At 37.6% G+C, this 23,067-nt stretch carries 13 protein-coding genes; 11 read left to right on the top strand and 2 right to left on the bottom strand.

Annotated elements, in window-relative coordinates; translation table 11 throughout:
- Positions 1-6: 6 nt before the first annotated feature.
- On the bottom strand, positions 7-420 hold the full coding sequence (locus AAGF08_RS08125; protein ID WP_343510655.1) for a hypothetical protein: 414 nt from the start codon (positions 418-420) through the stop codon (positions 7-9).
- Between the two features lie 48 nt (positions 421-468).
- The gene (locus AAGF08_RS08130) at positions 469-3,531 is read right to left on the bottom strand and encodes a glycosyl hydrolase (RefSeq protein ID WP_343510656.1); all 3,063 of its coding nucleotides are present in this window, start codon (positions 3,529-3,531) and stop codon (positions 469-471) included.
- Between the two features lie 577 nt (positions 3,532-4,108).
- Between AAGF08_RS08130 and AAGF08_RS08135 the strand changes: the two genes are divergently transcribed.
- The 11 genes from AAGF08_RS08135 to AAGF08_RS08185 all read left to right on the top strand — a co-directional run bounded on the left by AAGF08_RS08135 (position 4,109) and on the right by AAGF08_RS08185 (position 23,066).
- Positions 4,109-5,548 carry a hypothetical protein gene (locus AAGF08_RS08135; protein WP_343510657.1) on the top strand — a complete coding sequence of 480 codons (1,440 nt, stop codon included), beginning with the start codon at positions 4,109-4,111 and terminating at the stop codon, positions 5,546-5,548.
- The gene (locus AAGF08_RS08140; RefSeq protein ID WP_343510658.1) at positions 5,545-7,095 is read left to right on the top strand and encodes an alkaline phosphatase family protein; all 1,551 of its coding nucleotides are present in this window, start codon (positions 5,545-5,547) and stop codon (positions 7,093-7,095) included. Before AAGF08_RS08135 ends, AAGF08_RS08140 begins: the two co-directional genes overlap by 4 nt.
- 35 nt (positions 7,096-7,130) lie before the next feature.
- Positions 7,131-11,693 carry a molybdopterin cofactor-binding domain-containing protein gene (locus AAGF08_RS08145; protein WP_343510659.1) on the top strand — a complete coding sequence of 1,521 codons (4,563 nt, stop codon included), beginning with the start codon at positions 7,131-7,133 and terminating at the stop codon, positions 11,691-11,693.
- A 160-nt stretch (positions 11,694-11,853) separates the two neighbouring features.
- Positions 11,854-13,878, top strand: a complete 2,025-nt coding sequence (locus AAGF08_RS08150; protein WP_343510660.1) for a M13 family metallopeptidase — start codon at positions 11,854-11,856, stop codon at positions 13,876-13,878.
- A gap of 5 nt (positions 13,879-13,883) precedes the next feature.
- Positions 13,884-15,545, top strand: a complete 1,662-nt coding sequence (locus AAGF08_RS08155; protein WP_343510661.1) for a sulfatase — start codon at positions 13,884-13,886, stop codon at positions 15,543-15,545.
- Positions 15,546-15,686: 141 nt separating this feature from the next.
- Positions 15,687-16,424, top strand: a complete 738-nt coding sequence (locus AAGF08_RS08160) for a LytTR family DNA-binding domain-containing protein (protein WP_343510662.1) — start codon at positions 15,687-15,689, stop codon at positions 16,422-16,424.
- Between the two features lie 98 nt (positions 16,425-16,522).
- Complete coding sequence (locus AAGF08_RS08165) at positions 16,523-17,188, top strand: ubiquinol cytochrome C oxidoreductase (protein WP_343510663.1); 666 nt, start codon at positions 16,523-16,525, stop codon at positions 17,186-17,188.
- 445 nt (positions 17,189-17,633) lie between these two features.
- Positions 17,634-18,953 carry an aminotransferase class III-fold pyridoxal phosphate-dependent enzyme gene (locus AAGF08_RS08170; RefSeq protein WP_343510664.1) on the top strand — a complete coding sequence of 440 codons (1,320 nt, stop codon included), beginning with the start codon at positions 17,634-17,636 and terminating at the stop codon, positions 18,951-18,953.
- The gene (locus AAGF08_RS08175) at positions 18,950-19,879 is read left to right on the top strand and encodes a carbon-nitrogen hydrolase family protein (protein WP_343510665.1); all 930 of its coding nucleotides are present in this window, start codon (positions 18,950-18,952) and stop codon (positions 19,877-19,879) included. The genes AAGF08_RS08170 and AAGF08_RS08175 overlap by 4 nt, the downstream gene beginning before the upstream one ends.
- A gap of 25 nt (positions 19,880-19,904) precedes the next feature.
- Complete coding sequence (locus tag AAGF08_RS08180; protein ID WP_343510666.1) at positions 19,905-20,306, top strand: VOC family protein; 402 nt, start codon at positions 19,905-19,907, stop codon at positions 20,304-20,306.
- A gap of 3 nt (positions 20,307-20,309) precedes the next feature.
- Positions 20,310-23,066 (top strand): aminotransferase class I/II-fold pyridoxal phosphate-dependent enzyme, encoded by a 2,757-nt coding sequence (locus AAGF08_RS08185; protein WP_343510667.1) that lies wholly within the window; start codon positions 20,310-20,312, stop codon positions 23,064-23,066.
- The last annotated feature ends 1 nt before the right edge of the window (position 23,067 follow it).

The raw sequence follows: 23,067 nt of genomic DNA on the forward strand, positions 1-23,067 counted from the left end.
TAACCACTATTCTCTAGTCAATTCCTGAAAAGCACCAGCCCTTAATTCATAATCCAATGAATCAATAAAGGAGTCAATCTTTCCGAAATGAAATTCGATTTCATATCTGATTTTGTCCAGACTTTTATAATAATCCAGCCAATAGGTATCAAAATCATCTAGGTCATAAAAGTTAGACCAGGCTAGAAAATCGGTTTCTTCCACATAATCTTCCAAAGACTTTAAGGTTAGATAAAGACAAACCAGTTGGTTTTTTTCATCAAAATCACCACACTCGTCCTGGATATAAAGCTTCCAGTTCCCTTTATTTGATTCTAGTTGAATATGGAGCAATTCATCTCTAGATCCCAAAAGCGAAATTTTGATTCCATTTTGCTCTTGATATTCTTTCAATTTCTGTATGGAAGGATACGTTCGCATTTTCACAAAAAAAGCAGGCTCCGAAATCCGAAACCTGCTATATTTAAATCATTTCTTATCGAGGGAAATCTTCTTAGGTAGCTTGTCATTAACTTCCTTTAACTCAGAGTTTAAGATTTCATTTAATATTGTCAAATGAGTTTCCAATTCACCGGAAAGCTCCTCAAATACCACGTAGGCAGCATCGGTGGGTTTTGCCTGACCTGATTCCACACTTCTCTGCAAGGAGGCCAATCTATTATTTAGCTTGATAGGGAAATTTAGTGGGTCCTGTCCAGATTGATTTTGAACTTGGTATAAATCCTCTTCTACAACCTGTAGTTTTGTCAGAAGTTCATCAATTTGTATTTGAACTTTTGCATTTGCTTTCACATCTTTTGCCTGTGATTTGATGTTTCTAATTAAAATCACAGCTTCATTGGCTGCGGAAACTTTATCCCGAATCTGGATTGCTAAATCAAATTGTTCTTGAATATCAGCAGCAGAAACTCCCTCGAGATTTGGATCCATTTCCAATTCAAAAGAGGTGTTCTTTTCTACTTCAGCAGTTTTTAAAGTCACATAATACTCTCCAATTGGGGCCATTGGACCTCTTTGTGGTCTCGCAGACCAAATTATCATTCCATCAAAAACTGTAGCCCCAGGATAACGCATATCCCAAGTGAAGGTATTTAGGCCAGCTTTTAAAGCTGGTGTATTTCGCCCTTCTTTATCCTTGGTGCCAGTATATGTATTAATGATATTCCCATCAGCATCTTTAATTTCAATTGTTATTGATTCACCTTCTTCAGGCAAGTAATATTGAATCGCAGCATTATAAACGCCACGGATAGGATTGGCTGGTTTAAATAAGGTTATCTCATTTTTTTCAATCACTTCAACAGCATCTCTCAAAGGTCTGATATCATCCAAAATCCAAAAACCTCTGCCGTGTGATCCTAAAACCACATCGTCATTTTTCAAAACAAGGTCACGTATTGGTGTATCTGGTAGGTTCAACTGAAGAGATTGCCAGTTTTCTCCATCATCAAAAGAAACGTATACTCCATGCTCCGTCGCTAAATATAAAAGTCCCGGTTTCTGCAAATCCTCCCTAATCGCTCTGGCAAAATGACCATCTTCGATCCCATTAATAATTTTTGTCCAAGTTTTACCAAAATCCTTGGTTTTGAATACATAAGGTTGTCTGTCATCCACTTGATATCTGTTAGCTGCTAAATACAACGTTCCAGGGGCAAATTTTCCTTCATCAATAATACTAATCCTTGAAAATTTAGGAAGGTCAGGTGGAGTGATATTCTCCCAGTTTTTACCTCCATCTCTAGTTATATGGACCATACCGTCATCAGAACCAGCCCAAATAGTATTGATATCATGCATGGAAGGTGCTAGAGCAAATACGGTAGCATAAATTTCCGGCCCATTCATATCCATGGTGATCACACCACCTGTTTTGCCTAAGGTCTCAGGGTCAGCATAAGTTAAATCTGGACTGATTTTCTCCCAGGACTGACCGTCATTTGTGGTTTTCCATACATGCTGTGAAGTAGTATACATGATATTTGGATCCAATGGGGAAAACATGATAGGAAAAGTCCATTGCCAACGCTCAGGTAGGGCAGAAGCCGGTTCACCTGAAAAGAATCTTGGATAAACTTGAATATCCCTGTATTGGCCTGTTTTACGGTTATATCTCGTCAATAAAGCCCCTTGGGAACCTGCATAAAACACATCAGGATCAGTGGGACTTTGAGTAATCCAACCACTTTCTCCACCTCCTACTGCATAATGATAGCCATGTCCTGGGCCTCTTCCTAACATATGTCGCCAACCTTCAGAAGGCATTGCTAGGGTACTGTTATCTTGCTGAGCACCAGCCACATGATATGGAACATCTGAAGTAGTCATTACATGGTAAAACTGGGAAGTAGGGTAGTCTTCTTCTGTCCAAGTTTTGCCTCCATTAATACTGACGATTCCACCCCCATCATTGGAGCTGATCATTCTCATGGGATCATTCGGATCAATCCATAAATCATGATTATCGCCATGGGGAACAGAAATCTCTACATCAAAAGTCTCTCCTCCATCGGTAGATTTCCAAAAATCCACATTCAGACCATAAACTGTATTCTTGTCTATAGGATCTGCATAAATTCGAGAATAATAAAATGCTCTTTGTCTTAGCTTTCTTTCATCGTTTACACGCTTCCAAGTCTTGCCGGCATCATCTGATCTGAAAACGCCTCCTTCATTGGCTTCTACAATTGCCCAAACCCGATTCGGATCTGGGGGGGAGACAGTCACTCCAATTTTTCCAATAGGACCTTCGGGCATGCCAGGATTTGAAGTCAAATCTGTCCAGGTATCACCTCCATCTGTTGATTTCCAAAGTTTAGAGTCAGGCCCACCTCCCCACATTTTCCATGCTTTTCTGTAAACCTGCCAGGTTGAAGCATAAATAACGTTTGGATTTGTCCTGTCAATGATCAAATCTGCAGCTCCTGCTTTATCACTTACAAATAATACTTTCTCCCAGTTGTTACCTCCATCTTTAGATCTGAAAACGCCTCTTTCTTCATTCTCTCCATAAGGATGACCTAAAGCAGCCACATATACAATATCGGGATTTGTTGGATGAACTCTAATTCTTGAAATGGCTTGGGTTTCTTCCAATCCTAAATGTCTCCAAGTTTCACCTCCGTCGTTTGTCTTGTAGACTCCGTCACCTTGGGTTATACTTCCTCTTAATTGCGTTTCGCCTCCTCCGATATATACTACATCTGGATTTGTTTCTGCAACTGCCACGGCTCCAATACTGGAGGAAGTGATTTTCCCATCTGTAACGGGAAACCATTCATTTCCACCATCTACAGTTTTCCAAAGACCTCCACCAGTTGCTCCAAAATAATACTCATTTCTTCTCCCAGGACTTCCCGAAGCACCTAGGGATCTTCCCCCACGATCCGGACCAATATTGCGCCAACTATAGCTACTGTAAAATGAAGGGTCTACAGGACTTGATTGACTTTGAGCCAATACATCACTTTCTGTAAATCCGATACTCAGACAAATTATCAATGCCTGAATTGATTTGTAATTGTATTTCATTTGGTTGATGGTTATGTAATCTTAAATTACAAAAAGTGAATCGAAGATGAGCAAATACTTTTTTTGGACGGTATAATTATCTTCCTCTTCGGAGGACTGAGTAAAAAAAATAATTATTTAAAGTTTAGTAAATCGAAACCATTTTAAAAGTTCGTATGATGAGGAAGCAATCATTAGTAATTAATGATTATAAATAAATGAGTTTGTACAACAAAAAGACCAGGATTAATCTAGTTCTGGTTTTTCTGTTTTCAAAAACCTCAATTCCATCATTTTTTAAATCAAATTATAATCCCCAAGAAACATTTTTTGGATTATCCATCTATTTCTTAAATCCACAATTCTCAGGATTTAGAATCAAATTTCTGTTTATACACAACTTCTTCTATTTGATAAATAGGAAAAGGAATTTCATACTTAAGGAAAATAAATATCGTCATAATTCAATACCATAATTGTCTGAAAATCTGATACTTATTTCGAGTAAAAAACTCGAATAACCTGTTCTTTCAGAATTTAATCTTTTATATTAAGGTTTATTTTTAAATGAATTTTTTATCCATTAACTCTTTTACAGATGTTTTCTAACTGTTTTCAAAGAAGGGAAATAGCCTTCATATGCTTTTTCTTTTCAGCAATCCTTTTACAATCCTGTACCAGTACTTCCATCGAACATTCCACTGAGAAAGAAGGTGATGGTAAAACTGTCAACAACAATTTTCCTGATTTTGGAAAAATGATTTCCCCCGCTGAGTTCCAAGAAAAATATCCCGGGGAAAAAGTTTTTGAACTAAGCCAAGCTTATCCCTTGACGATGCCTGTTGATTCCCAGCTACCAGAATTCCTTAATATTCCATTTGATGAGGATGAACACTGGATGGAATACATCAATGCAGTCAGAGATTATTCTTTTGAAGGAATGATTGAGGTAGATTTTGTGGCCCAAGAAAGCAAAGTCAGAAAATGGTACCATATGCCTTGGATGCATTGGGGACCTCAAGGTTCGGAAGGCTTTCATGGTCTTGCCAAAGAAGCAGAAATAGGACCTTACCAACTAGGTCCCAATCAAACAAAAGAGCATCAAACTTATGCCTTGGGATTTTACAATGAATTTGCGGGATATACGCTCGCGCAAATGTGGAAAGATGGTGACAATCCAGATCCAAATGCTACTCAGAAACCAAATGGTTTTCCTGTCGGTACGGTGATCTTCAAGCTTCTTTTCACCGATGCTGACGAGTCCGAAGTTGATTATTTAGTAAATCCAATGACTTGGAATGCCTATATCACACCCTCATGGAACAATGGCTTAGACACGGGTAGAATTGTCAAGCAAATGCATCTGATCCAAATGGATGTTATGGTGAGAGACCGCCGAGCAGAGAAATACGGTACAGGTTGGGTTTTTGGTACGTTTTGTTACAACGGCAAACTTAATAATGGAAAAGAAGGATCCAGAAGGGCAGAAAACCTGGTTCCTGTAGGAATACAGTTTGGAAATGACCCTCAGGACACCACAAACTTTATCAATCCTTATCCGGTAACAAGAACCATTATCAATCCCAATTTAAAACAGACTAAGATCAATCCTGACTCGACTCAATTACCACCACAACATTTAGGTTGGGGTGGAAGACTGGATGGTCCTGTGGATTTAAATACGGCATCTTGTATGTCTTGCCATGCGACTGCAGAATTTCCTCAAGTAGCCCCATTGGTTCCGAAACAAGCATTTATAGGAGATACAAATGCTTTGGGACAACTTACCAAGTTAACCGATACACAAGCAGCAGCATTTAAAGAGTATTTCCAAAATCTTGAATGTGCGACTTCCTATACGCCAGAGGCAACTTCATGCGACTTTTCATTACAGGTTTCTTTAGCACTTGGATACTTCACAGAATGGAAGGATCAGGATGTTGCCGGCTATTGGGACGATGAGTTTGAAAAGTTACCTATTCAAATGCATCGCGATGGAACATTGAAGGCTTCTACACCACAAAATGAATTGAAATGAGCCAGAATTTAGAAGATCAAACAGCAAGGTTGCAGAAGAATATTAAACACATCGTGGTATTGATGTTGGAAAATAGATCATTTGACAACCTTTTAGGATGGCTTTATTACGATGAGAAGCCATCGGATAATCAGGAATTTGAAGGTTTAAACTATGGGCTCTGGAATCCACTAAACAATGTCGACTCAGATGGAATCCCTTTTATCGAAAAAGTAGGGATCGAACAAAATGGTGAGAAGAAGTATAGCTACGGAAGAGAAATTCCGAATCCAGAGAATTTCTGTCTACCTAATCCAGATCCGGGAGAAGGTTTCAAAGACACGAATTATCAGCTTTTTAGCCATTATAATGTAGCTCAAAATTATACTCCTGCGCCAATCAACATGGGCTTTGTCGAGAATTACCAAAATGCCATGTTATATGGTGCTTATAGTTTTGGAGATGCGCCTTCTAATCCAAGGGATATCATGAAATGTTATACTCCTGCACAAACTCCGGTACTTTCTGGTTTGGCAAAAGGTTTTGCAGTCTGTGATAATTACCATTGTTCTATTCCTAGCCAAACTTTACCAAATCGAAGTTTTGTGCACGCGGCAACTTCTGATGGAAGTGTCAACAATTCTCCAAATGCCTTTTGCACCCAAAAGACCATTTACAATCAAATCCAAGATGCTATTGACAATCAAAACCGGAAAGATTTGAGTTGGGGGATTTTTGGTAATAATCTGATGTCTACTTCCGAGAAAAAGAAAGAAGAAGATGCAAGTGGGGCCTTTGGAAAGGGATATTTCTCTTTGACCAGGCTATGTATGACTCAATTACACGATCCAAAATTTGATTCAAACTTTGGAACACTAGATGATTTTATCCAAAAATGTAACAACTGTACTTTACCGAGCTATTCTTTTCTGGAGCCTACTTATGGAGGAGAGGGACAAAATGATCAACATCCCCCGAATGATATTAGACCAGGTGAAAAGCTGATTGCTGATGTGTACAATGCTGTAAAAAATTCGAAAGCTTTTGATTCAACCTTATTGATTATTACTTACGATGAACATGGAGGTTGTTATGACCATGTTGCTCCTCCAGGTGAAGCAAAAAATCCTGATCCTACAAACACCGCTGGTCAAGATGGTTTTTTATTTAATCGATTTGGAGTCCGCGTTCCCTGTATTTTAGTTAATCCATACATTTCTCAAGGACTCATAGCCAGACCAAGCGGCAATGTGCCTTACGACCATACCTCGATTATTAAAACTGTTCAGGAATGCTTTCAATTAGATGGTAATCTAACGGAGCGGGATAAGGCTGCTCCAAGTTTATCTGGGGTTTTAACCTTAGACACAGCTAGAACAGACTTTCCTGAAGTTACTCCATTAATTTGGGACACTAAAGTTAACCTAAGCCATGTCAATGATCTTCATAGAACAATGGCAAATGTAGTCAGTCAACTCAGTGGTGTTCCTTCTACAGATGGAGAGAAAATTCTGGATTACCTACAGAGCAATTTCAACAAACTTTTTATCAAAAAAAGTCAAGCCTAAAAACTTGATTAATCGAAATTTTTAAAGTCAATACTATGAATAACAGTGTTTCATTTTTCCTCAATGGAGAAGAAATAACCATCAATAATCCAAGTCCTGATTTGCTTTTGTTGGACTATCTCAGATCAGACGAATTGGGTTTGACAGGCGCCAAAAAAGGCTGTGGTCAAGGTGGTTGTGGAGCTTGTACCGTAATCTTGTCTACCTGGAATGAGAAAAAACAAGTTGCTGAACACAAGTCAATCAACTCCTGCTTGAGGCCCGTATGTGCCTTAGGCGGCATGGCAATTACTACTATAGAAGGAACCGGTGGTATCAAACGACCCGAAAATAAACACCTGACTTTTACTCCATCAGCTTCCAGAGGAGCGGGAGGAAAAACAGTAGTAGCTCCGCCACATTGGAATCAAGCAAAGATGGAACTAATAGAAGTTAGCGAAGAAAGAGCAGAGAGAACTTTTCAAAGCCTGAAAGCAATCATAAACAATAAAATCACTTCCAAATGCCTCTCTGAAGAAGAAAATGAGGATTTGCATGAAGGAATCAATCCTGTAGCGCATAGATTGGCAATAAACAATGGAACTCAATGTGGATATTGTACTGTGGGTTTTGTGATGAATATGTCTGCATTTTTAGCTGAAAATCCATCACCAACGAAAAAGGAAATAGAAGAGATTTTTGATGGAAATATCTGTCGATGCACCGGATATCGATCTATTTTGACAGGAATGAAAACCTTTGCTTCGGATTGGACGGAAGAAGATGAAGCAAATAGAATGGTTTGTGTCACGGAGGACAAATGCAAAGAGGTGATGGTTCATGACTCCATCAATATCCCTTTTCCAAAAGCTGCGAAAATGGCATTGCCGCCGGTTTCAATTTTAAACTCAGCCCAGAAATGGCTGAGTCCTGATACACTAGATGAACTGAAAAATATCCTTAGAAATAACCCTCCTGAGACTACCAGACTGGTTTTCGGTAATACTTCCTTTGGGGTTTACGCGGAAGAATTCCCTTATTTCAAACTATTTGTTGATCTCAAGCTAATTACAGGATTGTATGGCATTTCGATTTCAAAAAATGGTATTGAACTCGGTGCATCGACCACTTATTCTGAACTATTGATATTCTTAAATCAGGTAATTGAAGAAAAAAGCTTTTCTCCAACTTCCAGAATTGGTGCTTTACAATATATGGTTCATAGAACTGCAGGGATGATCGTACGAAATGCGGCCTCTATTGCTGGAAATACCATGTTAGAGCTGAAACATATTCTTTGTGGGGCTCCATTTCCATCAGATTTATTTACAGCGCTCCTTGGAACAGATTCAGAAATACGTTTTCTAAGAATTAAATCAGGAAAAGAGTCTAGGTTAAAGGTTTCTGAATTGGTCAACCGATTATTAAAGTCACCAGAGATGGCATTTGATATGGTTATCCTGGGTTATTTCCTGCCATTTGGTACAAAAAACGAAGTAGTACTTTCCCAGAAAGTTGCAATTCGTGAAGTTAATTCACATTCGATAGTAAATAATTGTACCAGAATTGAAGTTGATAAATCTTTGGAGGTTCAGCAGGTCTCAATCGTCTTTGCTGGAATTGCCCCCATTGCATGGTCAGCTTCCAATACAGAACAATGGCTGAAAGGGAAAACGCTAAGTCTGGACTTATTACCTCGAATGACTAAGATCTTGAAAAGGGAGCTTAATAAAGAATTGAATTACTGGGAAAGTATAGGGCGATATGAATTCATTCCTTCAGAAGGATTTACAGATGAATACAAAATTAACCTGGCCATTTCTTTTATTTATAAGGCTATCATTAGGACCCTTCTTGAAAAATCTAAACAAGATGTACCAAAAGAAATTCAATCAGCTGGAGAAATAAATTGGGGAAATTGGGGTTTAAGTAATGGAATACAAAAGTATGTAAATCAGGAGTTTAAAACCCCTGTTTCCCAACCCTATATTAAATTAATGGCCTTCCATCAAGCTATGGGACAGGTTCATTATACTCATGAAATCAAACTTCCACCAATAGGGAAAAATGCAGCATTTATTCAATCCTCAAGATCTCTAGCAAATTTTTCTTTCATTCATCCCGAAACAAAAAATGAAATTAATATTGATGAATTAGAAGGTTTTCTTGGCTCAAAATTTCCAACGTTTTTCAAATTGATAACCCATCTGGACATTCCTAAAGGAGGATTGAATTTGCAGGGGATGGCTTTTGATCAACCGGTATTTGCTAAAGATAGTATTCTTTATCCGGGTCAGGCTATTGCCTTGATTATTGCAAATACAGAGAAAGATGCCATAGAAATAGCCGAATATGCCTCTGCTACCTGCGTAAAGTATTTCCCAATTCAATGGAAGAATAATGGAAATCAGAAATGGGATAAATCCTGGGAAAACCCTATCATCAGCATCGACGAAGCCATAAAAATGGGTAGTATTTTTCCTGATTGCCCAAGTACTGCATCTTTTGTTTCACATATATGGAAAATAACCAGACCTGGAACGGAATTGTATTGGGCAGATTTGGAAAAGGATCCATTGGAAAAAAATCCAAGCACTAGGAAACAAAAAGTAGATGGAGCTCCTTGCTTGGTGGTAGAAAATACCCAGATTTCTGGAGAACAAGTTCATTTCTACATGGAAACTCAAGCCTGTGTAGCATTTCCGGAGGATGATAATCAAATCTTGGTACATCCATCTTCTCAAAGCCCAATGGAAATGCACCAAACAGTGGCAAGTACATTGGCTGCAGAGCACAACAAAATAAATGTAGATATCAAGCAACTGGGTGGTGGTTATGGAGGAAAAACCGAGCAGGCAAAGTTTATAGCAGCACCGGTGTCAGTTGCTGTTCATGTCTTAAATAAACCGATCCGTTTGGCGATGAAACGGGAACATGATACAGCTATGATAGGAAAACGTCATGGTTACTATGGACAATATCAAATTGCTGTGGATCAGGGAAAATTGCGAGAAGAAGATCGAGGCATAATCAGAGGATTATTTCTGAAAATATGGGCAGATGGTGGAGCTTTTTATGATTGTTCCTATATCGTCAGCAACTGCGTTCAACTGAGAATTGACAATGCTTATATGGTCAAGAATTTTGAAAGTCAATTGGATGTTTGTCGAACAAATAAGGCTCCAAACACAGCAATGAGGGCTTTTGGTGATATTCAAGGCAAATTGATTTTAGAAAATGCCATTGATGACGGAGCTTTTTCTATTGGCATGGATCCAGTAGAATTCAGGAGAAAAAACATGTATGTCAGGGGAGATGTGACACCTTTTGGACAGGCGCTTTCTTTTTGCTACATGAAGGATGTTTGGAAGTATGCTGAGGAAAAAAGCCAATACCAAAAGAAGCTCCAAGAAGTAAATGAATTCAACAAGAACAATAAATGGAAAAAGAGAGGAGTCTATATGATCCCTGTAAAATATGGATCTGGATATAACCTTGTGATGATCGAGCAAGCAGCCGCAATTGTATCTGTTTATTCCGGAGACGGAAGTGTTTCTATCAACCAAGGTGGAGTTGACATGGGGCAAGGGATGATGACTAAAATTGAGCAGGTTGCTTCTTATGTGCTAAACATTCCGATGGAACTGATCCAAATTCATAGTCCCAATACTAAAGCTATCCCAAATCCTACCAGCACCGGAGGATCAACAGGAACTGCTTATAATGGAGAAGCTGTCAAGCAGGCTTGTGAGAAAATGCGTTCCAGAATGACTGAGTTTGGATACAAGCTGTTAAAAGATAATGGAGAAGAATGGTGCAAAGAGCAAGGTATTGATTTCTGGAATTATAGGAAAGAAGGGTGGTCTGCCTCAGTAAAAAGGCCAATTGATCAGTTTCCAAAGCTAATTTGGCAGAATTTGGTCTCCTTGGCATATCAAAACAGGATTGATCTGATTGCCTCCTTTACAGCACCGATTCCAGGTGGAACTACACCGATTCCGGCGATGACATTCAAATCAATTGAAGAAAACAAAGCGATTCCGGGAATTGAACTTGCCGAAGTTCAATCAACAGCTGGAGCAGTGGATTCCTTTGTAGGATTTACTTTCTCCGCAGCCTGTGCCGAAGTAGAAGTTGATATCCTTACAGGCGAAGTGAAAATTCTAAAAGCTGATATCATTTTTGACATGGGGTGGAGTTTAAATCCAGCCATTGATATCGGACAAGTAGAAGGAGCATTTGTTCAGGGTGTTGGTTATGTGTTGACCGAGAAATTGGTTTTTGAGCCGGAAGGGGAAAACAAAGGAAGGTTAAACACCTTAAACACCTGGACTTATAAACCACCAGCGATCACAACCATTCCTTTGGAAATGAATACTTATTTATATCCTAGGAATAATTCTTCAGAGGTTCCCGAAAATCCAAATGGCTTGTTTTCATCAAAAGAAGTAGGCGAACCACCACTGGTTTTGGCAACATCAGTGTTTTTTGCCATCAAATCGGCTGTAAGAGCTTCTAGAATTGAAAGGGGGCTTTCGGGTTATTTCAAATTGGATTCTCCTGCAACGGTTCAAGAGGTTAGTAGAGTTCTTGAGGTCAGCAAAAAGGATTTCAAATAGTTATAGAGGATTTCCATTACTACCCCAATTCATCTTTTGAGTTGGGGTATTTTTTTTAGATATCGGTGATTTAGTTAATCCCTCATTTTCACTTTTTAAATAAATCACAGTGGAAAAGCTGTGAATTTGATCTAAATTCCGTCAAACCACCAATTTTCTTATGAAAAAAATAGCCATTGCCTCTTTAATTCTTTTCGCAGCCTGCGGAACAGAAACATCAAAGGATCAAGCAGAAACCCAAAAACAATTTATTAAAGTAGATGAAATCAATCCAGCGATAAAGCCAGGGGATAATTTTTTCATGCATGTCAATGGGACTTGGTATGATTCTGCAAAAATTGCTGATGACCAGTCGGGGGTGGGTTCTTACTCATTCCTGAATATCCCACAAAAGCAGCTATTGGAAAATATTCTGTCGGAAGTTTCAAAAGAAGAACATCCTGAGGGAAGCATTGAACAAAAGATTGGAGATTTTTATGCATCGGGAATGGATACTGTTTCTATCAACTCTCGGGGTTATGAACCAGTACTACCAATTTTGAATCAAATTCAAAGCATCTCTGATTTAAATAGTTTTCATCAATTTATCGCTTCTGAACTTCAATCAAACACTCGATCTTTGATTGGATTAAGCATTTCTCCAGATGATGAAAACAGCAGCATAAATATTGCACACCTTAGCCAAACAGGAATTGGCCTACCGGATCGCGATTATTATTTCAAATCAGATTCCTCAACTTTAGGAATCCAAAAAGCTTATCAAACTTATACAGCAACACTTTTTGAGCTGACAGGAAGTACCACTAAAGAAGCTACCGATGCTGCCAAGGAAGTTTATGCGATCGAAAAGGCGTTGGCAGAATCTCATAAAACCCGAATCGAACGACGTGTAGTCAAGGAAAACTACCACAAAATGTCTGTTGCAGAGCTTGAAAAAAGCAATCCTCAGCTTGGGATTAAATCAATTTTGGAAATACTAAGTTTAGATGCCGACTCCATCGATGTCCGCCAACCTGCTTATTATCAAAAATTGAATGGCATGCTTTCTTCTGTTCCTTTGGAGGATTGGAAAACTTATCTAAAGGCACATACCTTATCTACCTATGCAAGTTACCTGAGTACAGACTTTGAAAATGCCGCTTTTGAATACAATAAAGTAGTCTCTGGCCAATCCAAACAATTGACGCGTGCACAGCAAATGGTCCAACAAGTGGATCGTCAGTTGGGCTTTGATTTGGGACAACTTTATGTGAAAAGATATTTTAATGAAGATGCAAAGAAGCGTGTTTTGGATCTGGTAAATAATCTTCAAAAATCCTTCGAAAATAGGATTAATCAATTGGATTGGATGAGTGATAGTACCAAAACTAAAGCTAAAGAAAAGCTATACGCAATCAACAAGAAAATCGGTTATCCTGACGTATGGAGAGAATATCCGGTGAAAATTACTAGAGAGAATTATTTTGAAAATGTATTAGCTTTAAGGAAAGATGAGAGCCGTTATCAATTGGAGAAATTTGGCAAAGCACCAAATAGAGATGAATGGGGAACCACGCCAAGTACTGTTACGGCTTATTATAATCCTTCTTTGAATGAAATCGTCTTCCCAGCAGGAATCCTACAATATCCCTATTTTGATCTTTATGCGGATGATGCCGTCAATTACGGTGGAATTGGAATGGTTATCGGACATGAATTGACCCATGCTTTCGATGATCAAGGGGCACAATTTGACAAAGATGGAAATGTGAAGAACTGGTGGACGGAAGAAGATTATGCCAAGTTCAAAACGAAGACCCAACAACTTATCGAGCGCTATGATACATTTACTGTTTTGGACTCTTTACATATCAAAGGCGCAATGACCATCGGTGAAAATACGGCTGATAATGGAGGGATTTACATTGCCTATGACGCCTTCAAATTGACCGAACAAGGTCAGGATACTACCAAAATCGATGGATATACTCCCGATCAACGTTTTTGTTTATCCATTGCAAATATTTGGAAAGTAAAAGTGAGGGATGAATTCATGAGAACATATGTAAATACAAATTCGCATTCTCCTGCCATGTGGCGAGTCAATGGTCCATTAATGAATTTCGAGCCATTTTATCAATCTTTTAACATTCAATCGGGAGACAAAAACTATAAACCTGAAAATGAAAGAATCAAGATATGGTAAATCCAATGCAAACTATAAACTTTAAAGCCATGTATTTCAACAAGTTGACCTACTTTTTCATAGCAACAATTTTGATTTTCTCTTCAATAGGATGTAGTAGTAAAATAGAGGAAAAGGTGGATGAAACCCCACCAAATATCCTTTTCATTATGTCTGATGATCATGCTTATCAGGCAATTAGTGCTTATGGAACGGGTTTAAATGAAACTCCAAATATCGATCGCATTGCAAAAGAAGGAGCTTTATTCACAAGAGCTACCGTAACTAATTCTATTTGTGCTCCGAGTCGTGCTGTATTGCTTACTGGAAAACACAGCTTTATAAATGGAAAAGTCGATAACGTTCAACCATTTGATTGGGAACAAGATAATTTCCCTAAACTTTTACAGGCAAATGGATACCAAACGGCATTAATTGGAAAAATTCACTTGGATGGCCTACCAACAGGTTTTGACTATTCTATGGTTTTGCCGGGTCAAGGCCAATATTATAATCCTGATTTTTTGGTTAATGGTGAAAGAAAAAGGTTTGAAGGCTATGTGACTGACATTACTACGGAAGAAGCATTGAAGTGGTTAGACCAAGGGAGAGATAAAGAGAAACCATTTGTTTTGATGTATCATCAAAAAGCCCCTCATAGAAATTGGATGCCAGCACCTGAATATTTGACCTTATATGATGATAAGGATTTTACACCTCCAGCAACCTTTTTTGATCAGGAAACCAATTATGCAGGAAGAGGTACGGCAGCCAGAACACAAGAAATGGAAGTAGATGGTGAAGCGATGTGGGGACATGATTTTAAGATGGTAATAGGTCCAAATGGGGATAGCACCGGCTTCGACAGACAATTAGCACGATTGACACCAAAACAATTGGTAGATTGGAATGCAGCGTATAATCCAAAAAATGAAGCTTTCAAAAAAGCATACGGACAAGGAGATGAATCCACTTTTAGTACAGAGAAAAAAAGAGAAATTGCTCTTTGGAAATTTAATCGATACATCAAAGATTATTTGAGAACTATCAAGTCTGTGGATGATGGGGTAGGGGAAGTCTTGGATTATCTTGAAAAAAATGGATTAGCCGAAAACACGATTGTTGTCTATACCTCCGATCAAGGATTTTATTTAGGTGAACATGGCTGGTTTGACAAAAGATTTATGTACGAGGAATCATTTCGAACTCCTTTACTGGTACGATATCCAAAAGAAATTAAAGCTGGAACTAGAATAGACAAATTGGTTCAAAATCTAGATTTTGCTCCGACTTTATTGGATTACGCAGGGGTAGCAATACCAGAAGATATGCAAGGAGAGTCATTTAGAAAGTTGGTTAGTGGAGAAAGCGGGGAATGGAGAGATGCAGTTTATTATACCTATTATGAATATCCGTCTGTCCATATGGTAAAAAGACATTATGGAGTTGCTACAGAGCGTTATAAATTAATGCATTTCTACTATGACATCGATGAATGGGAAATGTATGATCTGAAAACTGACCCTCAAGAATTAAAAAATATTTATGATGATCCTGCCTATGCCGATGTAAAAAAAATGATGCATGAACGACTTCAAGAATTAAGATCAAAATATGGGGACAGTGACGAAAATGACAAGAAATTCTTAGATGCTTATTTAGAGGTGGTCAATAGAAGGCGGAATTAATAACAACAACAAATTAATCTATGTAAATAAAATGATATTTCCTTAGCAATGATTTCTTTCCTAAAAGGACGTTTCTTTCTACTCAGCAAGAGAGAAAAATTATATTCTATTCTTCTTATAGGGTTGTTTTTTAGTTTTTTCATGATTTTTTTCCAACCCTTTGGAGTAAATAATTACGACCCTAAAGAATCCATTACACTACTCTTTGCTTTGATAATGGTATTCATGGGACTCTATTTGGTATTGCTTTTAATATTTAATGAGTTCGTGATCTTTCCTTTGATTTTTAAAGCGGATATTTACCGGTGGCAAATCTTGATTTGGTTGTTCTGGTCAAATATCTATTCCGCTACGGGTCTTTTTTTATTTTATAATTTTCTAGGAGGATGGCATGATTTCAGACTCTCAAGTTGGTTAGAATTTATTCTCAATTTCACCGCGTTAAGCATCATTCCATTGACTGCAATTTTTCTTTATGGGAAAATGAAACAAATGCAGGAATTAACGGAAACTGAAGTGGACTATCATCAGGATTCAAATGTTATTATCCAAATTCCTTCAGATAATCAAAACAGCCTTAATTCCTATTCCCTGGAAAATATTCTTTATATAGAATCTGAAGACAACTATGTTGCAGTTCATTTTATCCATAAAGAAATACCTTCTAAGACTCTTATCCGGACCACCCTAAAAAAAATTGATGACTTGAAATTGCATTCAGCTTTAGTGAGATGTCATCGTTCCTACATTGTCAATCTTATCCATCTTGCTAAGTATGATGGAAATAAACAACAAGGTTTAATCACACTAAAGCACATAACAGATTCAATTCCTGTCTCTAAATCCTACGTTTCAAATATTCTATTTCGACTTAAATAATTCATTTATCCCATATAGTCGATTTTCACCCCAAAACGATTGAATACTGTAACGAAGAGACATTTTTCACGATCATAGAGAATAAAAATCACAAGACTATGAAAAATTTTATCGCTTTCAGAACACCTAATCTTTGGACTAATGTCCTATCGTTTTTCATTTCCATCACATTTATGATTGTATGGCTTCCATTTATACGGTCGCTTTTTGATGGAACATCCTATGTGTGGGGAACTGAGTATTTCGGATTAAAATTGACTGGCGCAGGGATTACACCTTCATTTCTATTTCTTATTATCCAAATGAGTTTATATGCTTTAGTCATTTTTGGACTTTACAGGATGAGAAACAGAAAATTATACTTTGCCTTACTTGGAATTTGGTGGCTAAATGTATTTGGAAATCTGTTGTTCGACATTCTCAAAAATGGAGACACCATGTTTCATGGAGATACCTTAAATGTTCATATCTCAATCACAACTATCATAGTACCCTTGGCTGCAATAGCAATGTTTTTAATAATTCAAGTAGTTCGTACAGAAAAGGAAGATATTTCCATTTCATGGACAAAGAAAAACAGCACACTATTAAATATCTTTTTAGCCATGTTGCCTTTATTGTTCATCTTACTCTATTCAGGGGAACCGCATGGAATCACTGACCAGATCGGAGTAATTATTGCAATTGCTCAATGCTTTTATATTCCTATGATTTTTAAACCTTATGGATACAAGCATTCATTTCAAGAGAGTTTAATAGGGTAGAATTTATTGAATCATACTAGTTTATTTAAGCTGGTATGATTCATTTTTAATTTTACTAATTTTTATTTTTTCGACTTAGAAATAAAATTCCCCCATTAGTATATAAAAACACATTTTAGTTTAACAGATCTTTTGGTTTTTAAAGCGACCTCATTAATAAGATTGAACTAACATATTTTTTCAATCAATTTAAAAATAGGCTTAAAAATGCCTTTAATCCATTAAAAATGCCTATATTAAGACTGTCTCAAAATTGAGGATTAAAATAATCAAACAGCTATTTCGGTATTAAACAAAGCATTTCTGTATTTAGATTTTCCATACTTTTTTGCAAAACTTTATCGGTCAGATACATAGCTGACTTGATAAAAGTAAATGTTTTGTGTTTTATTATAACTCAATCATCTCTTTTGAAATTTAAATATCTTAACCCCTAATAAATCAAATGTTAAAAACTATTTCAAAGTCTCAAACTTTGTTTGAAAGACGAAAAAACGCCGTGGCAAATGGAGTAGGTGTTTTTAATACAGCTACCGTAAGGGAAGCTAAAGGTGCTATTATTATTGACGAAGATGGAAATGAATTAATCGATTTTGCTGGAGGCATAGGAGTGGTTAATGCCGGGCATTGTCCGGAGCCAGTAGTTCAGGCAATTAAGAATCAAGCTGATAAATACTTACATACCAGCTTCAATGTTGTCACTTATGAACCTTACATAAAGTTATGCGAGGAGCTTTGTGAAATTCTTCCACATGGGGATAAGACCAAAGCCATGTTAATCAGCACAGGAGCCGAGGCAGTAGAAAATGCAATAAAAATTGCTAGACAAGCAACTAAGAGACAAGGCGTAGTTTGTTTTACCGACGCTTATCATGGTAGAACAATGATGGCTATGACACTAACCAGTAAAATAGATTACAAAATTGACTGTGGCCCATTTTCACCAGAAGTTTATAGAATCCCATTCCCTAACTTCTACCGTTATGGTAAAGGTGAATCTCTTGATAATTTTGTAGAGTCTAGTCTAAAAAATCTCCATGCATCGGCTAAAAATCTTTTTGACCCAAAAAGTATTGCCGCTGTAATAATAGAGCCCGTTCAAGGAGAAGGCGGCTTTAATGCTGTTCCTCATAAATATTTTGAAGGCCTTCGAAAATTCTGTGATGATCATGGAATTTTACTCATCGCTGATGAAATCCAAAGCGGTTTTGCACGAACAGGAAATTGGGCAAGCTGGCAGCAATTCAAAGTTCAACCAGACCTTAGTACTTATGCCAAATCTTTGGGTTCCGGCTTACCCATTGCAGCAGTTGTAGGAAAAGCTGAAATCATGGATTCCGCAGCAGGTGGGACAATTGGAGGCACTTACATAGGGAGTCCTTTAGCTTGTGTAGCGGCATTAGCTACTATCCAATACATGAAGGATATAAATCTTAATAGCAGAGCTAATGAAGTTGGAGATATAATAATGCAGCGATTTGAAAAGATCAAAAAAAAATTCAAAGAAGTTGGGGACGTCAGGGGCTTTGGAGCGATGAATGCCATTGAGTTTGTGAAAAATGGGGATCCCGATCAACCGGATTCTGAATTGTGCAATGCCATCGTTAAGGGTTGTGCAAAAAATGGCTTAATCATCATAAGCGCTGGAACTTATAAAAATGTCATTCGGATTTTATCACCTCTTGTTATTGAAAATGATCTTCTAATTAAAGGACTTGATATTATTGAAAATCAAATTCAGAAGGAAATCCAAAACAGACTATGAAACCATTCGCAATAGCCGGAATTCAGATGAAAGTATCAGCAATTCATTCCAATGTGGAAATGATGAAGTTGAAACTTGATATCACAATGAATCTTTACCCTTGGGTTCAGATGGTTGTGTTTAGCGAGCTATGTGGGTATGGACCTCTTTTACATACCGCCAAAGAAATCCCTGGACACTTTGAACACGAAATGCAAAAAATGGCCAAAAAATATGGTATCTGGCTTATTCCTGGGTCCATCTTTGAAAAAAAGGAAGATAAGATTTATAATACTGCTTCAGTGATAAATCCTGAAGGAGAGGTAATTAAGCGATACAGTAAAATGTTTCCTTTTTATCCTTATGAAACTGGAGTGACAGCTGGAACTGAGTTTTGTGTATTTGATGTGCCAGATGTAGGAAGGTTTGGAATCTCAATTTGCTATGATATGTGGTTCCCAGAAACAATAAGAACGCTAGCTGTAATGGGAGCAGAAGTAATTTTACATCCAACGCTTACAGGTACTATAGACCGTGATATTGAACTTTCCATTGCTAGAGCCATGGCGAGTGTCAATCAATGTTACATGTTTGATGTCAATGGGCTTGACACAGGCGGGAGTGGATGTTCGATTGTCTGCGGTCCAGATGGGAGAGTATTGTATCAAGCAGGAAGTACCGAAGAAATAATTCCAATTGAACTTGATATTGAGAGGGTAAGGCGAAGTAGAGAATTAGGTTTATTGAGATTAGGGCAGCCCCTAAAAAGCTTTAGAGACCATATTGGAAACTTTGAAATATATCAACAAGGTGCAGACCTCTCTTACCTAAATGCACTCGGTCCACTTATTAAACCGACGAAACTTGAAAAGCTTTCTGAGTTACGCCAGAAAGAAAGTGAGTTCAATCAAAATGAGCCAATTGTAGGCTATAAAGGATTAAAATAAATTTTAACTAAACCAAAATAACATTATGGGAAACCCATCGACAGGAAAAAAGAGCACGAAATTAAGACACTATGTCAGTTGGTTTGAAATACCTGCACTTAATCTCCTGAGAGCGGTTGGCTTTTATAATTTCATCTACGGCATAGAAATGGAAACTACAGAGTCCAACGGCTATGCTATGGCATTCTTTCCGGCTGAAAATGGAATCGGAGGAGCTATTGTAGTAGGTGAAGGAAGCGTCCCAAGTGAAACAGGACCTTTAATTTATTTAAATGCAGGGAAGGATTTAGCGCCGGTTCTTGAAAGAATTGAGCAGGCAGGTGGAAGAGTAATAATGGGTAAAACGCTGATTAGCGAAGACGAAGGTTATTTTGCCCTATTCATTGATACAGAAGGGAATAAATTAGCATTACACTCTAAAAACTAATCCATGAAAAGCCCTCAAAAATCCGTTAGTGCCCCTTATTATAGTATTGGTCAACTTAGGCTTGATAGGTGGAATGAACTTAAAAATGAAAGTGAAGCTTTATCACTTGAAGAAACTGATCCTAAGAATAAATTAAAACACAAAGAGAGAATAAAGCAGCTGCTAAACGAACTGGAAACGGTAGAACATTATTTTGCAATACCAGGAAAAATAGTTGTAGAGAAGCTAAAAAAATGTTTTGATAATGGTGAACATAGCGTTTTTGCGCATCACATTAATAACACTACTCGACAATTAATCAATGATGTATATAGTGGTAATCCCTACTTCCAAAAAGAAGATGATGCGGAACAATTAGAAACTGAATTTGTGAGTAGTTCCACTCAAAACAATAGAAAAAACTATTTTGAGGTACTCTTTTTGGAAAATCTCAATTCAGTAGATGAAACGACCCTTCAAGAAAGAATAAGAGAACTACATGATCCAAATGATAAATTCACCTATAATTTGGTCGTTCAGCATTCTTTCCAAGATGCTCTCATAGCATTGTTTTTCAACCCGAATATTCAATCCGTTGTCATTCGATATGCACCTCCTTATCGTTCTGAAAACATCAGTCCACTGATTACACCATACATTCAAAATGTCCTTAATATAGACGTTCATGAATTATCTGAGGCTCAACTTGGACCTAAACTTGGACAATTAATTAAGCAATTTAGGCCTGAGATTGACACTTATTATGTAACAGATACTGCATTAGGGGATTTGAAAGATAGTACTCTGGAAACATTCCGAAGAATTTACTACAGAAAGGAAGATCTCCAAGAATTACATCTCGCGATCATAAGAGGTATTAACGAAAGATACCATACACCTTTTTTCACTGCTCTTAAAGAATACAGTCAAAAACCTACAGGAATCTTCCATGCAATGCCTATTTCTAGAGGGAACTCGGTGTTTAAATCAAAGTGGATTAAAGATTTTGGAGATTTCTATGGAAGAAATATGTTTTTGGCTGAATCCTCATCTACGACTGGTGGTTTAGATTCATTACTCCAACCTACTGGTCCCTTGAAAAAAGCACAAGAAATGGCAGCCGTTGCTTATGGATCTCAGCGTACGTTTTTTGTGACAAATGGAACCTCTACTGCCAATAAAATTGTGCTGCAAGCATTGGTGGAGCCTGGAGATCTTGTTTTAATCGATAGAGACTGCCACAAGTCTCATCATTATGGACTGGTTTTATCTGGCGCTTATCCTGTATATCTTGATTCTTATCCGATTGAGCAATATTCAATCTATGGAGCAGTGCCTTTGGAGCAAATTCTCGAGAAATTGTTAGTCCTAAAAAAAGCCGGTAGGTTAGATAAGGTAAAAATGCTATTACTGACCAATTGTACTTTTGATGGGATGGTTTATAACGTACAGCGAGTTATGGAAGCTGTATTAGCTATTAAACCGGATATGATTTTTTTATGGGATGAGGCTTGGTTTGCTTTTGCTGGATTTACCTATACCTACAAGCAGCGAACTGGAATGTTTAGTGCAAAAAAACTGCACACCAAATATCAGTCTGAAGAGTATCGCAAAGAATATCAAAAACATATTAAAAGCTTAAAGACAGATGAAAGCTCTTCGCTTCCGGATCCAGATAAGGTCCGAATACGAGTTTTTGCCACACAAAGTACTCACAAAACTTTAAGTAGTTTTAGGCAGGGTTCCATGATTCATATTTGGGATGAGGACTTCAGGAAAAAGGCAGAAAATACCTTTCTGGAAGCTTACATGACTCACACCTCTACCTCTCCAAATTATCAAATGCTTGCATCCCTTGATGTCGGTAGAAGGCAAACGCAATTTGAAGGATATGAGATGGTAGAGCGAAGCATCGAACTTGCCATGGTACTTAGAGCCAAAGTAGTAGTTAATCCACTTCTAAGTAAATATTTTGATGTTCTTACAGTAAAAGATTTCATTCCAGACCAATATCGGGACAGCGGGTTAAAAGAGTATTTTGACACAGCTGTAGGATGGAACCGGATGGAGGAAGCTTGGGAAAAAGACGAATTTATGCTTGATCCTACCAAAATAACCCTTTTTATAGGAAGGACTGGCATAGACGGGGATACTTTCAAGAATAAATATCTGATGGATAAGTATAACATTCAGATCAATAAAACATCTCGAAATACAGTCCTCTTTATGACAAATATTGGAACTACAAGAGGTAGTGTCGCTTATTTGACTAAAGTTTTATTAGAAATTGCTGCTGATCTGGATAAACATTTCGAATCACTCAATAAACGAGAGAAAGAAATTGCTGATGCACATATTCAATCGTTGACAAAAGATGTCCCTCCATTACCGGATTTTAGCCGATTCCATTCTTCTTTTCTCGCAGTACCAGGAGTACCCGGAGGTAATTTAAGAGCAGCATATTTTCTAGCATACAGTGAGGATAATTGTGAATATATTTCCATGATTGATTGTAAACTTGCCATTGAAGAAGGAAAAGAGCTTGTGGCATCATCATTTGTAATTCCCTATCCTCCTGGATTCCCTGTACTCGTCCCAGGACAGGTAGTAAGTGAAGAAATTATTCGCTTTATGCTTGCTTTGGATGTTTCAGAAATCCACGGTTATAGAGCTGACCTTGGACTTCGAGTTTTCAAAGATTCAGTTTTAAACAGACAAAAAACGGCAACTGCCATGGGAGCAATGGGATTCTCAAAAAAGAAAAAGCTAACAGAAATTTAAA

Source organism: Algoriphagus sp. SE2, from assembly GCF_039563885.1.
In the GTDB taxonomy this organism is placed as follows: Bacteria; Bacteroidota; Bacteroidia; order Cytophagales; family Cyclobacteriaceae; genus Algoriphagus.